Source organism: Flammeovirga sp. OC4 (genome assembly GCF_000812565.1).
Lineage (GTDB): Bacteria > Bacteroidota > Bacteroidia > Cytophagales > Flammeovirgaceae > Flammeovirga.
Genome location: NZ_JTAM01000005.1, coordinates 78,072 through 90,339 on the forward strand (window position 1 = coordinate 78,072; position 12,268 = coordinate 90,339).

At 34.0% G+C, this 12,268-nt stretch carries 13 protein-coding genes; 9 read left to right on the forward strand and 4 right to left on the reverse strand.

Annotated elements, in window-relative coordinates:
• Positions 1–4: 4 nt before the first annotated feature.
• Complete coding sequence (locus tag PL77_RS05605) at positions 5–712, reverse strand: LytTR family DNA-binding domain-containing protein (protein ID WP_044202637.1); 708 nt, start codon at positions 710–712, stop codon at positions 5–7.
• 116 nt (positions 713–828) lie between these two features.
• Between PL77_RS05605 and PL77_RS05610 the strand changes: the two genes are divergently transcribed.
• Positions 829–2,091: a M48 family metallopeptidase gene (locus tag PL77_RS05610; protein WP_044202640.1), complete on the forward strand. Its 1,263-nt coding sequence runs from the start codon at positions 829–831 to the stop codon at positions 2,089–2,091.
• A gap of 260 nt (positions 2,092–2,351) precedes the next feature.
• Here the strand turns inward: PL77_RS05610 and PL77_RS05615 are convergent, their stop codons facing one another.
• Positions 2,352–2,801, reverse strand: a complete 450-nt coding sequence (locus PL77_RS05615) for an Rrf2 family transcriptional regulator (protein WP_044202641.1) — start codon at positions 2,799–2,801, stop codon at positions 2,352–2,354.
• Between the two features lie 200 nt (positions 2,802–3,001).
• Here PL77_RS05615 and PL77_RS05620 point away from each other — a divergent pair, with 200 nt between their 5' ends.
• Positions 3,002–3,241: a hypothetical protein gene (locus tag PL77_RS05620; protein WP_044202644.1), complete on the forward strand. Its 240-nt coding sequence runs from the start codon at positions 3,002–3,004 to the stop codon at positions 3,239–3,241.
• Between the two features lie 262 nt (positions 3,242–3,503).
• Here PL77_RS05620 and yjjX read toward each other — a convergent pair whose 3' ends face one another.
• The gene (yjjX, locus tag PL77_RS05625; RefSeq protein ID WP_044202645.1) at positions 3,504–4,049 is read right to left on the reverse strand and encodes an inosine/xanthosine triphosphatase; all 546 of its coding nucleotides are present in this window, start codon (positions 4,047–4,049) and stop codon (positions 3,504–3,506) included.
• A gap of 114 nt (positions 4,050–4,163) precedes the next feature.
• Here yjjX and recN point away from each other — a divergent pair, with 114 nt between their 5' ends.
• Positions 4,164–5,819 (forward strand): DNA repair protein RecN, encoded by a 1,656-nt coding sequence (recN, locus tag PL77_RS05630; RefSeq protein WP_044202647.1) that lies wholly within the window; start codon positions 4,164–4,166, stop codon positions 5,817–5,819.
• 23 nt (positions 5,820–5,842) lie between these two features.
• Here the strand turns inward: recN and PL77_RS05635 are convergent, their stop codons facing one another.
• The gene (locus PL77_RS05635; protein ID WP_044202649.1) at positions 5,843–6,181 is read right to left on the reverse strand and encodes a hypothetical protein; all 339 of its coding nucleotides are present in this window, start codon (positions 6,179–6,181) and stop codon (positions 5,843–5,845) included.
• Positions 6,182–6,532: 351 nt separating this feature from the next.
• Here PL77_RS05635 and PL77_RS05640 point away from each other — a divergent pair, with 351 nt between their 5' ends.
• The 6 genes from PL77_RS05640 to PL77_RS05665 all read left to right on the forward strand — a co-directional run bounded on the left by PL77_RS05640 (position 6,533) and on the right by PL77_RS05665 (position 12,248).
• Positions 6,533–7,468, forward strand: coding sequence for a phosphoribosylaminoimidazolesuccinocarboxamide synthase (locus tag PL77_RS05640; protein WP_044202650.1), 936 nt, complete (start codon positions 6,533–6,535; stop codon positions 7,466–7,468).
• Positions 7,469–7,535: 67 nt separating this feature from the next.
• The gene (locus PL77_RS05645) at positions 7,536–7,916 is read left to right on the forward strand and encodes an STAS domain-containing protein (protein ID WP_044202651.1); all 381 of its coding nucleotides are present in this window, start codon (positions 7,536–7,538) and stop codon (positions 7,914–7,916) included.
• Positions 7,917–8,148: 232 nt separating this feature from the next.
• Entirely contained in the window at positions 8,149–9,066 is a 918-nt protein-coding gene (locus PL77_RS05650) for a ribonuclease Z (protein WP_044202653.1), read from the forward strand.
• Between the two features lie 105 nt (positions 9,067–9,171).
• Entirely contained in the window at positions 9,172–9,723 is a 552-nt protein-coding gene (locus PL77_RS05655; protein WP_044202656.1) for a DUF4178 domain-containing protein, read from the forward strand.
• A gap of 83 nt (positions 9,724–9,806) precedes the next feature.
• Positions 9,807–10,589, forward strand: coding sequence for a hypothetical protein (locus tag PL77_RS05660; RefSeq protein ID WP_044202657.1), 783 nt, complete (start codon positions 9,807–9,809; stop codon positions 10,587–10,589).
• Between the two features lie 72 nt (positions 10,590–10,661).
• The gene (locus tag PL77_RS05665; RefSeq protein ID WP_044202957.1) at positions 10,662–12,248 is read left to right on the forward strand and encodes a polyamine aminopropyltransferase; all 1,587 of its coding nucleotides are present in this window, start codon (positions 10,662–10,664) and stop codon (positions 12,246–12,248) included.
• Positions 12,249–12,268: the final 20 nt, after the last annotated feature.

The window sequence follows — 12,268 nt, forward strand, 5'->3', positions numbered from 1 at the left end:
TAGTTTACCAGTTGAGTTTTTCTTTAACAGTATCTCTATACGTTTTTCCAATTGGAATTTCCTCTTTATCAATCCAAAGTGCATGTCGCTCAAAAGCGGTCACATGATTTAGGTTGACAATGTACGAGCGATGCACTCTCATAAAATTATATTGTGCTAACTCTTTTTCAAGTTTAGTAAGTGAATGAAGAGAAATAATTCGCTGTTGGTTTTCTATAAAATAAGAGACATATTCCTTTAAACCTTCAATATATAATATGCTCGAAGGCTCTACTTTATATATTTTCTGATCCCCTTTTATATAAAGTACCTCTTCCGCTTCTTTTTTATCTGAAGGTGTATTTTTAGCCTCCACTTTTTCAATGGCCTTATTGACTGCCTTTACAAAACGATCAAACCCAAACGGCTTAAGCAAATAATCCACTGCATCTAATTCATAAGAAGTGACAGCATATTCGGCATAAGCGGTTGTGAAGATCACGGCAGGTTGTTGAGCAATCGTTTTTAAAAAATCGACACCGTTTAATTCAGGCATTTGTATATCAAGAAAAAGGATATCTACATTGCCTTCTCTTAAATAATTCATGGCTTCCAAAGGGGATTTACAACTGCCTACGACTTCTAAATGGGGGATTTTTTCAATATAGGCTGATAATAAGGTTCTTGCGAGTTGTTCATCGTCTACAATTAAACAATTATATCTCCTTTGCATTTTTCGTCAATTAATTTAATACTCCTAGTTGCGTTACAAGTTCTATATTTTCGTTGCAAATACTACTATCCTTTCCCATGAATTATTAGATTTGTAAGAATTTTTTTAACACAATCATGAACGGAGAAACAATTTTATATATAATCGTAGGTATTCTAACGGCTGAATTTATTCTCGAAAGAGTTTTAAGTTCTTTGAATATAAAAGCCATGAGTGCCACGTTGCCAGCCAAACTTTCTGGTTTATATGACAGTGATGAGTATAAGAAATCGCAGGACTATCAAGTTGAAAAAGATAAACTTGGTTTTTACAGCAGTACAGCCAGTTATTTATTGACCGTAATTCTGCTTGTTGGAGGTGGATATGCGTGGATTGACAAGTTTACAAGAGATACTTTTGATTCTAATGTAACGCAGGTATTAGCCTTTTTTGCTATCATTTCATTGATTTCAGACCTTATTGGAATTCCTTTTGAATTGCACAATACTTTTAAGATTGAAGAAAAGTATGGTTTTAATAAAATGACACCCAAAACGTATATTCTTGACAAAGTAAAAGGGTATGCATTAGGTGGTCTGATCGGTGGTTTATTATTATGGGGCTTTGTTGCTTTCTATTCTAATTTCCCTGATACGTATTGGATCATTGCTTGGGTAGTATTTATGTTGTTTGCTTTAGGTGCAACAATGTTCTATGCCAACTTGATCTTACCAATGTTCAATAAAATTACTCCTTTGGAAGATGGAGAATTAAGAACAGCCATTGAAAAATATGCTGAAGGCGTTGACTTCCCATTAGGTAGAATAATGGTAATGGACGGTTCTAAAAGATCGACAAAAGCGAATGCATTTTTTAGCGGTTTAGGAGGAAATAAAAACATTGTATTATACGATACATTAATTGAAAAATTATCAACTGCCGAGATCGTAGCTGTTTTGGCACACGAGGTAGGTCATTATAAGAGAAAACATACGTTACAGATGTTCTTAATTTCAGCTGTAAACATGTTTATTACATTATTCATTTTGAGCTTATTTATCAACTCAAGTGAATTAGCGGAAGCAATGGGAGCAAGTAAAATGCAAGCCATTTTCAATACGAAACGTCAAATCTTATCACCATTGAACTTAGTTGCATTCTCAATGCTTTACAGTCCAATCTCAATGATTACTGGTTTAGTCGTGAATGCATTCTCAAGAAAGAATGAGTTTGAAGCCGATGCTTATGCAAAAGACACTTCATCAAGCGAAGCTTTAATTGATGCCTTAAAGAAATTATCAGTGGATTCATTGAGTAACTTAACTCCTGATCCTAATTATGTGAAGATGCATTATTCTCACCCTCCATTATTACAGAGAATGGAAGCAATGGAAGAATAATCCCATCGTTTTTACCAATAAAAAAGCTACTCTATCAAATGATGGAGTAGCTTTTTTTGTACATGAAAAAGCCACTAACTTTCATTAATGGCTTCTGGTAAGTAGTAAGTCAAAAATAGATTATAATTAATTCTTATTTATTTTTTGTGAGTACAACGCTAAAAAACGTATGAATAGTGGTTCTATTTAGCGTTTTTTGAAGGAAGTAATCGCAAAACAATAAATAGAATTAGAATTAAATAATTTTGTCTTGGTACTTATTATTCATCAATCAAATCTGATTTTGGAGCTTCAACCCCCTCTGGTATCAGATCTATCAATGATTTCTGTTTCAAAATATCTAATTGAGCATCTCTCACGTCGCACATTACTTTTTTCAAGGTACAACTCACTTCGTCATCGCAATCGTCGCAAGGTTCGTAGTAATTTAAGCTTACACAAGGCAAAGGTGCAATAGGTCCTTCGATCATTCGGTGAATATCACAAAGTGTCACTTCGTTTGGATCTTTGATCAAATAATATCCTCCACCTTTTCCTTTTTTACTACTCAGAACTCTCCCCTTTCTTAACTCCAACAATATACTTTCTAAGAATTTTTGAGAGATATGTTCTGTCTCAGCAATTTCGCTGATCAAAACAGGCCCCTCACCATATTTTGAAGCCAAAAAGCGTAACGCTTTGAGTGCATATTTTGTCTTTTTGGATAACATACTAATCCTATAGTTTATACCGGTTATATATAGTTTATTGCAATTTACATAAGTTCTTGTACTTATCTATTTAAGTTAACAGATAAATACAAGATTTTAAGTATGGTGTGCAATATTTCTTTTATTTATGTTGAATTGAATCAGAAAAAATAGCTATCATTGAAGATAATTAGGTCACATTTTTTAACAGCTCATTTTTTATGGATCAAGTTCAAGAATTTTTCGCTGTATTATCAGAAGAACAAAAATATACACTACTAATTGTAGTTATCGCTATTGCTTTAATTGTATGGCGAATTGCTAAAACAGCTATCAAATTAATTGCCATAGCTGCAATTTGTATCATTGGCTACTTAGCCTACAATCAATTTGAGCCATCTGGATTAGAGAAAGCAGGCAAAAAAGCAAAGTTTAAAATTGAAAATGCGGTAAAAAATTAATTCCGTATTTAATCTAAAATGAATTACACATTATTAATATAATATTATTAATCACGTAAATAATACAATTAATATTTGTTTTTTAATGGATCTATTTGTTAATTGGACAATATTTTGATGGGTTAAATAGCCTATCACTCTCTTTAACAATTGAAAAAGGGTTAATAACATGTCCTCTATGTTATTAACCCTTTCGCTTTATAGTACATTTTTAATGTCAGTACTTTAGTAAGCTGTTCACTAAAATTGACTATTTTATGACTTAGTCGACCAAATATAGTTTCGGGTTGACCAAAGGAATCATCGCCAACACCATTGCTTGTACGTAATATTCCGTTCTTCCTAAAGCTCCAAAAGTAAGAGATCCTACTGCTCCTCCTTTTTGTTTAGAACCTACCTCATTAAATACCTGATCATTGGCGTGGCCTAACTCCACTCCTTCTTCTACTAACTTCTGTACTTTAGGCGGGAGATAAAACATACCTGTCTGTCCTTTCCCCATATTCCCCTCCTTATCCAACACACACATCCATGCAAAAGCGATCATCTTACCGTCTTCATCTTTATCGATACCACCTTCCATGCCTACCCAATAATCCGCATTTGGTTCCGTTTTTTTAGCATTATTAGCTCGATTCAAAGCCCCTTCCCATGTCTCTTGACTTGTCATCGGCTGATCAGATACACCTGAAGGCACATCACAACCTATGACATCAAATTGAACATTTGGTAAAATTTTCTGCATTCCTGACAACGCAGCATTAATTTTTACAGGATTTTTAGAAGCTACTATTATTTTTTTATTCATTTTTTAAACATTTCTTGTAAATTTGGCAAAGTAATTTAGATATACTTATCATTTTTGTTTACTATTGCATTACAAACGTAGTAAAGGTATAGATGACCATCAAATAACAATGTCATGTTAAAGAATCTACTGATTAAAAATTACGCCTTAATTGAACATACAGAAATAACTCCTGACAAAGGTCTGAATATTATCACCGGTGAAACTGGTGCGGGTAAATCAATCATGCTTGGAGCACTTGGATTGTTAAAGGGAGGAAGAGCCGATACAAAATCATTATTTGATCAAACTACTAAATGTGTTATTGAAGGTACTTTCGATGTTTCTTCTTACAAACTACATGATGTATTTGAAGATCTTGAATTAGATTACGAAGAGGTTTCTTTATTAAGACGAGAGATTACCCCAAGTGGGAAATCAAGAGCTTTTATCAACGACACTCCTGTACGTTTAGAAGTAATGCGTAAGATCAGTGAACGATTGATGGACATCCACTCTCAACATGACACATTACAGTTAGGGTCTAATATCTATCAACTTAACTTGGTAGATTCCTACGGTAAATTAGACGGAAAAGTCGAACATGTATTTGTGGCTTACAAAGAGTTTCGAAAAACTGCACTTGCTTACCAACATTTATTAGAAGAATATCAACAAGTAAAAGAAGAGTTCGAATTTAATCAATTCCAATTGAATGAATTGGACGAAGCAAACCTAGATGATATTGATCAAGAAGAACTCGAAAAAGAACTAGAGCGTTTAGAGAATGCTGAGAATATAAAAATTGCCTTAAACACAGTGTTAGAGTCATTAAGTAGATCTGATTTTTCTGCTGACGCAAGTATTTATACTTCCATTACAGAAATGTCTAATCTGTCTTCTTTCTCTGATAAACTATCTAACTTAAGAGATCGTTTAGACAGTTGTCATATCGAACTTAGAGATATTATCAGTGAGATTGAAGGAGAAGAAACAGATTTACTTTTCGATCAAGAGCGCATTTTCCAGATCAAAGAGATTTTAGATCAAGTATATGGTTTGCAACAGAAACATAGGGTCAATGATCTAAAAGAATTGATTGAAAAACGAGAGGACATCCGTATTAAAGTAGATAAAGTTGAAAGCTTTGATGAAGCACTTCTTGAAGCTGAAACGGAAAAGAAAGTGGCTTATGAAACTTTAATGGAAATTTCTGAGACACTTTCTGAAGCTCGTAAAAAAGTGATTGTACCACTTACTGAAGAACTCAATAGTGCATTGAATGATCTTGGAATGCCTAATGGTCGAATTCTTATTGATCAAAAAACAACTGAAGTTTCTGCCTCAGGTATAGATGAAGTTGAAATCTTATTTACAGCCAACAAAGGAAGAACTCCACTTCCATTGAGAGATGCTGCTTCCGGTGGTGAATTTTCTCGATTAATGCTTGCTATTAAATACATATTAGCCAGCAAAACATCATTACCTACTATTTTCTTTGACGAAATTGATACGGGTATCTCAGGAGAGATTGCGATCAAAGTGGGTAAAATAATGGAAGAAATGAGCGACAATCATCAAGTATTTACGATCAGTCACTTACCGCAAATTGCAGCATTAGGACAACAACATTATTATGTTTACAAAGATCACTCTGGTGAATCCACTGTCAGTAAGATCAGGACACTTACAGAAAAGGAAAGAGTCTTGGAAATAGCACAAATGATTGGTGGCTCACAACCTTCAGAAGGAGCAATGATAAGCGCAAGAGATTTAATCTACTCTAGATAAAAAATTAAAGAAAGTTCTAGAAATTAGATGCAGCCTACAAATTCTGTTTCGCCACTTCTAGGACTTTCTACTTTAAAGCTCAGCATTCTATTCAACAAGTCTACTTTGCCTTCCAAACTTTCTTCTTGATCATTACAGCAAACTTCAAACATATCTGAATCAACCTCTTTCATAGCTAAAGGCATCGTTTCTCCACTTTCGCAACCATCCATAATAATTTCTAAGCGAAGGTTGTTGCTATTGTCTACTGTTATTGATGTTTGTGCATCGATTTCGTATTTAAAATCGTCCACAACTTTGAATAGCTTACCTGAATATAATCCAGCTAATTTATCAAGGATATTTTCGTTTAAGTCTAACATGAGAATATTTATAATAATAGTACTACAGGTACAGAAAGCTGAAGATCAGTAGCGGAACCTGTGATGTGAGTTTGTATTTTGTTTGGTATAGTGAAGTTCAAGTACTTCCTATTCCCAAATTACGAACATATTTATATGAATTTCAAGGATAAGCACTATTAATTCTATAAATTGTCACAATCCTCAAATATTATATTTTGTAATTCCACTGATTTTCACAATAGTTTTACGACAAAACGAAAATCTTGTGAAAAAATGATGAAAAGAAAATTGCAATAAAACATTTATACTATGTATGTTTGCAGCAAATTTATACATTATACAAATATTAAGTACATCATTTAAAGAGTTATGAACGCAATTAAAAGCACCAATTTTTCTTTCGAAAATGCCACAGGTGTTTACCACGGCAAAGTCAGAGATGTGTATTTCTTTGAAAATAAGATTGCTATCGTTGCCACCGACCGAATTTCAGCATTTGATGTTGTACTTGATCGAGCGATTCCTTACAAAGGACAAGTTTTAAATCAAATCGCGGAAAAGTTTCTGAAATTAACTTCAGACGTTGTTCCAAACTGGCTAGAATCAGCACCAAGCCCTAATGTTCACATCGGTAAAAAGTGTGACGCTTTTGAGGTAGAGATGGTTATTAGAGGCTATTTAGCAGGTCACGCATGGAGAGAGTATAAAGCAGGAAAAAGAATGCTTTGTGGCGTAGCTCTTCCTGAAGGGTTAAAGGAGAACGATAAACTCCCTACTCCTATTATCACACCTTCTACTAAAGCCAAAGAAGGGCATGATGAGGACATCTCTCGTGAAGAAATCTTAGCACAAGGAATTGTTTCAGAAGAAGATTACACAAGGTTAGAAGAATATACTTATGCTTTATTCCAAAAAGGAACTGAGTTTGCCGACGAACAAGGCCTAATTTTGGTAGATACAAAGTATGAGTTTGGAAAATATGACGGTGAGATTTACTTGATTGACGAAGTACATACTCCAGATTCATCAAGGTATTTTTACAAAGAAGGTTATGCTGATCGTCAAGAAGCAAACGAACCTCAAAAACAATTATCGAAGGAATTCGTGAGACAGTGGTTGATCGAAAATAATTTCCAAGGAAAAGATGGACAAGTTCAACCAAATATGAGTGACGAGTTTGTAAATTCTGTTTCTGATAGATATATTGAATTGTACGAAAAAATCACAGGAGAAAAGTTTGAAAAAACTTCCTATGAGAATCGTGATGAAGAAATTTTTAATTCAATAAGCACACAATTAGGATAATTTTACGATCTCTAAATAAATGTGTGTATATTGCTTTTTATTAAAATAGATATTATATAAAGAAATTATGAGATTTTCTGTAAATAAGAGCGAGAAATATACGGTATTAATCCCTGAAGAAGAAAAATTAGATTCTCTAAAAGCACCTCAATTAAAAGCGGAAATTGTTACAATGTTCCAATCGGGTACTGAGAACCTTATCATTGATTTATCAAGCGTAAAATATGTTGATTCATCAGGATTAAGCTCTATTTTAGTGGCTAACCGTCTTGCAGGTGAAGTAAACGGTAGACTAGTTCTTGCAGGCTTGAACGAGCACGTAATGAAATTAATCAAGATTTCTAAGTTAGAGACAGTATTAAACCTTTTACCAACAGTACAAGAGGCTATTGATTCTGTATTTTTACATGAAATCGAAAAAGATATTGAAGGCGAAGAAGAAAATTAAGCCTTATTATTAAATAGTATTATTTTTATAAAGCTCGAATTGCAATTTTTGCAATTCGAGCTTTTTAAGCAGTTAAAGAAACAGTATTGAAAATCTTTTAGAGTTATCAAAGAGTTGAAGCTATGATTACAACAATAAAATTCCAATTCTCAGTGGACTACAGAAAAAGGTTTGAACGATTACAATACAATTGTTTAACAGCTTAATAATTTATTACTAACAAACTTATCCCTTGTCGTTCGAAATCACAATTTTAGGGTCTAGTGCTGCTGTACCTGTGAAAGGCAGGCACATGACATCTCAACATGTACGTATAGGTAACCATCAGTTTTTGATTGATTGTGGAGAAGCTACACAACATCAATTAATTGATATGGGTATTAGCTTACATAAAATTGAGCATATTTTTATCAGTCACCTTCATGGTGATCACTTCTTTGGTTTACCAGGGTTACTTTCTACGATGAATATCCAACGTAGAACAGCTCCTTTGTATATCCATGGACCAAGAGGTTTAGACGAGGTTTTATTGGCTAGTTTTAAGCATTCAAATACCGAGCTTAATTACAAAATTTGTCTATATGACAACCCTACTATGTTTTCAGATGTGATTTTTGAGAACGATCATATTACTGTTGAAACCATCCCGTTAATCCACCGAGTACCATGTACAGGTTTTTTATTTAGGGAAAAAAAGAAACAGTATAGAATTATTCCAGAAAAATTACCATCAGGTCTTCCTTTTGATGCCTTTAGAGCATTGAAACGTGGAGAAAACATAGAGTTTCAAGGCGAAACGATCCAATATCAAGATGTGACTCTCCCTCCTCGTCAATCAAGATCGTATGCATTTTGTTCTGATACTAAGTTTAGTCGCAGTGTTATCTCAAAAGTATATGGTGTAGATCTCTTGTATCATGAATCTACTTTCATGCACAGACATTTAGAAAGAGCTAACACTACATTTCATACAACGGCTTTACAGGCTGGTCAAATTGCTAGAGAAGCAAAAGTGGGAAAGTTATTAATCGGACACTTTTCAGCCCGATATGGCGACCTCAAAGTACTTCTTGATGAGTCTAGAACTGAATTTGATAATACAGAATTAGCTAAAGAAGGTAAAAAATTCACAATTATCGAAACAGACTAATCCACTCTTTCATATCTCTCTTTTTAATGAAATTTATATTTCAAACTCACTCTATTCATTGAGTTTTATATTATATTTGATAGTGTCAAATAAAATATAAAAGATATGCCATTCGGATTTTTCAAAAAGAAAAAGAAAGAGGAGTCACATTACGACCCTACCAATATTGGAATTACTGATTTACGTAAAGGATATGTACTCGATTTTGATCTTCAAACTTGGGAAGTTACTGAAGAGTTTGAGTATGACTGGGGAGACAATGATTTCTCTTATGAATTCAAACTTGAAAGTGCCACTGATAGCGTATTCTTAAGTATCGGTGAAGATGATTTTATCACAGGTACTGTTTCCAAGAAAATCATGTGGGGTAAACTTCCTGAAGAAGTTGAAGATGGAATTCTACAAAAAGGTAAACCACCTAAGCAAATCACCTTTGAAGGCATTACGTACTACAGAGATTCAAAGAGTGTAGGCTATTGGAGAAATACTCAAACAACGAGTGGTGATGACAGTTTGGAATATATGTGTTGGGAATATTATGACGACACAGAGAAAAATATAATCACATTAGAGCGTTTTGGAGATGAAGAATTTGAAGCGTCAAAGGGCATAGTTTATTCGCCTGATGCATTTACCAATATCCTACCGACTAGTTAAGCTCAAGTAATATCTTTTTAAGCACAGATTACGTTACATTATTTATATACATTTACAATCATAACGTGCAAACATCTAAAAACATGAGAAGAATATTCGTATTTCTATCTTTTCTTTTTTTGATTTCTTGTTCTTCTCAAGAAACCTTCAGAAAAACACCTGTTGATCAATTCATCGTTGACATGAGTGATGTAAAAAACTTCACTATCTTACTTCACGACATGGATGCAGAAGAACATATGTTTACTGCTAATGAATATCGTCATCAATATCAAATCATTACTATGGGAGCAGATAGTGTCCCTCAGACTAAAACTACTGAGTGGTACCCTGTTTCTGAAGCATTTTTCAATTTACATTCAGGAGACATCGGAATGGAAATCGCTTCGAAAATCGATGGTAAAGTTTCAAAGCAAGTTTCACCTCCTGGCTACTCTGGTTATGTGGGTAATTCTCAATATGGTCAATGGAAAACGAACCCAAGTACAGGCACAAGCTTTTGGGAGTTTTACGGAAGGTACGCCATGTTAAGAAGCATTTTTGGAATGGGTTACTATGGTCCAATTTACAGATCTAGTTACTACGATTACAGAAGACATTACAGCTCAGGAAGAAACTACTACGGAGGAAGTTCAGGTTCACCAAGATACGGTACTTACTCCTCTGGTGTATCTAAATCTAATCCTAGTTTTGCTAGAAGAATGAGTACAAGTAGTAGCTTTAAAAGTACTGTCAACAATAGTGTAAGCCGTTCCCCTGCCCGTTCTGCAGCAGGTTCTAGATCTTCGGGTTACAAAAGTACATCTTCTAGATACGGCAGCGGTGCTTCATCAAGATCAAGATCTTCTTCTTCAGGAGGAAAATAAAAAATATTAAATTACTATTTTTCAATGCCCTCAGTATTTCATACTACTGAGGGTTTTTGTTTCAAACAAACAATGAAAACTTCATTTTTATCTAAATCAAACACTTTAAAATTAGCTTTATTTGCTACAGGTTTATCAGGAATTGTAGCAGAGTATGTCTTATCTACGCTAGCCACTTACTTTTTAGGGAACTCTGTTTTACAATGGACATTAACCCTATCCTTCATGCTTTTCGCAATGGGATTAGGAAGTAGATACAGTAAATATTTAGACAAGAATTTGATTGAAAAATTCATTTTAGTTGAATTTATTCTTTCCTTTTTAGTTTCCTTTAGTTCCATCATAGCTTACGGCATTTCGGCCTACGTGAGTTTTAATCAAGAACTCTATGTTTTTCCTTTACCCATTGATGGTGTTTTAATTTACTTCACCAGTATTTGTATTGGCTTTTTAATTGGTTTAGAGATTCCATTGGCAACACGCCTTAATGATTCTTTTGAAACTCTGAAAGTTAATATTTCTTCAGTAATGGAAAAAGACTATTTCGGTAGTTTATTTGGAGGGTTATTCTTTGCTTTTGTAGGGCTTCCCTTCTTAGGATTAACGTATACTCCTTTTGTCCTTGGCTTTGTGAACCTTAGTGTAGCCATATTATTATTATGGAGATTAGATGATATTATAGCACCGAATTGGGTCAAAAAATTAAAGATTGGCAGCATTTCATTATTCATTGTTATAGGCATAGGAATGTTCAGTGCTAAAGAAGTTATTAATTTTGGAGAACAGCATTTATATAAAGACAAGGTTGTATTTCAAGAACAAACTTCTTATCAACGTTTAGTCGTTACCAAGTGGAAAAATGACTATTGGTTATATATCAACGGACATTTACAGTTAAGTACTTTTGACGAATGGCTTTATCATGAACCTATGGCTATTCCAGCCTTATCTTTGAATGGGCGTCCACAAAAAGTATTAATCCTTGGTGGTGGAGATGGATGTTTAGCTAGAGAAGCACTCAAGTATCCTTCTATAGAAAAAATCACATTAGTGGATCTTGACCCAGGAATGACAAGGTTAGGTCAGGAACACCCTATTTTTGTTGAACTCAACAAAAATGCACTTAACAACTCAAAAGTAGAGGTCATCAATGGTGACGCTTTTACTTATCTAGAGAAAACAGAAGAGTTTTTTGATGTAATATTAATGGATTTTCCAGATCCTAAATCTATTGAATTAGGCAGACTGCAATCCATGGAAACATTTAGAATGTGTTGGCATCATTTAAGACCTAATGGCGTAATTGTAACACAAGCAGGAAGTCCGTATTATGCTACAAAAGCTTTTTATTGTATAGAAAAAACAATGCAAGAAGCTGGCTTCAACACTATTCCTATGAGAAATCAAGTATTAACACTCGGTGAATGGGGATGGGTAATGGGCACAAAAACATTAAGTCCTACTGAAATGAAACAAAAAATAAGAGGTCTTGACATTGAAGAAATTCCAACACGTTGGTTAAATAACGAATCACTCAATAGTATAACTTCTTTTGGAAAAGGACTTGTTGAATTTGACAGTAGTCAGGTTGAAGTCAATACGGTTCACAATCCGGTTCTTCCTACGTATTATGGGAAAGGAAATTGGGATTTATTCTAATCATAAAACAACCCCATTCA

Bases quoted from the DNA above. Each gene is read 5' to 3' on its own strand.
- PL77_RS05605 (WP_044202637.1), bottom strand. From the start codon at position 712: ATGCAAAGGAGATATAATTGTTTAATTGTAGACGATGAACAACTCGCA.
- PL77_RS05610 (WP_044202640.1), top strand. From the start codon at position 829: ATGAACGGAGAAACAATTTTATATATAATCGTAGGTATTCTAACGGCT.
- PL77_RS05615 (WP_044202641.1), bottom strand. From the start codon at position 2,801: ATGTTATCCAAAAAGACAAAATATGCACTCAAAGCGTTACGCTTTTTG.
- PL77_RS05620 (WP_044202644.1), top strand. From the start codon at position 3,002: ATGGATCAAGTTCAAGAATTTTTCGCTGTATTATCAGAAGAACAAAAA.
- yjjX (WP_044202645.1), bottom strand. From the start codon at position 4,049: ATGAATAAAAAAATAATAGTAGCTTCTAAAAATCCTGTAAAAATTAAT.
- recN (WP_044202647.1), top strand. From the start codon at position 4,164: ATGTTAAAGAATCTACTGATTAAAAATTACGCCTTAATTGAACATACA.
- PL77_RS05635 (WP_044202649.1), bottom strand. From the start codon at position 6,181: ATGTTAGACTTAAACGAAAATATCCTTGATAAATTAGCTGGATTATAT.
- PL77_RS05640 (WP_044202650.1), top strand. From the start codon at position 6,533: ATGAACGCAATTAAAAGCACCAATTTTTCTTTCGAAAATGCCACAGGT.
- PL77_RS05645 (WP_044202651.1), top strand. From the start codon at position 7,536: ATGAGATTTTCTGTAAATAAGAGCGAGAAATATACGGTATTAATCCCT.
- PL77_RS05655 (WP_044202656.1), top strand. From the start codon at position 9,172: ATGCCATTCGGATTTTTCAAAAAGAAAAAGAAAGAGGAGTCACATTAC.
- PL77_RS05660 (WP_044202657.1), top strand. From the start codon at position 9,807: ATGAGAAGAATATTCGTATTTCTATCTTTTCTTTTTTTGATTTCTTGT.
- PL77_RS05665 (WP_044202957.1), top strand. From the start codon at position 10,662: ATGAAAACTTCATTTTTATCTAAATCAAACACTTTAAAATTAGCTTTA.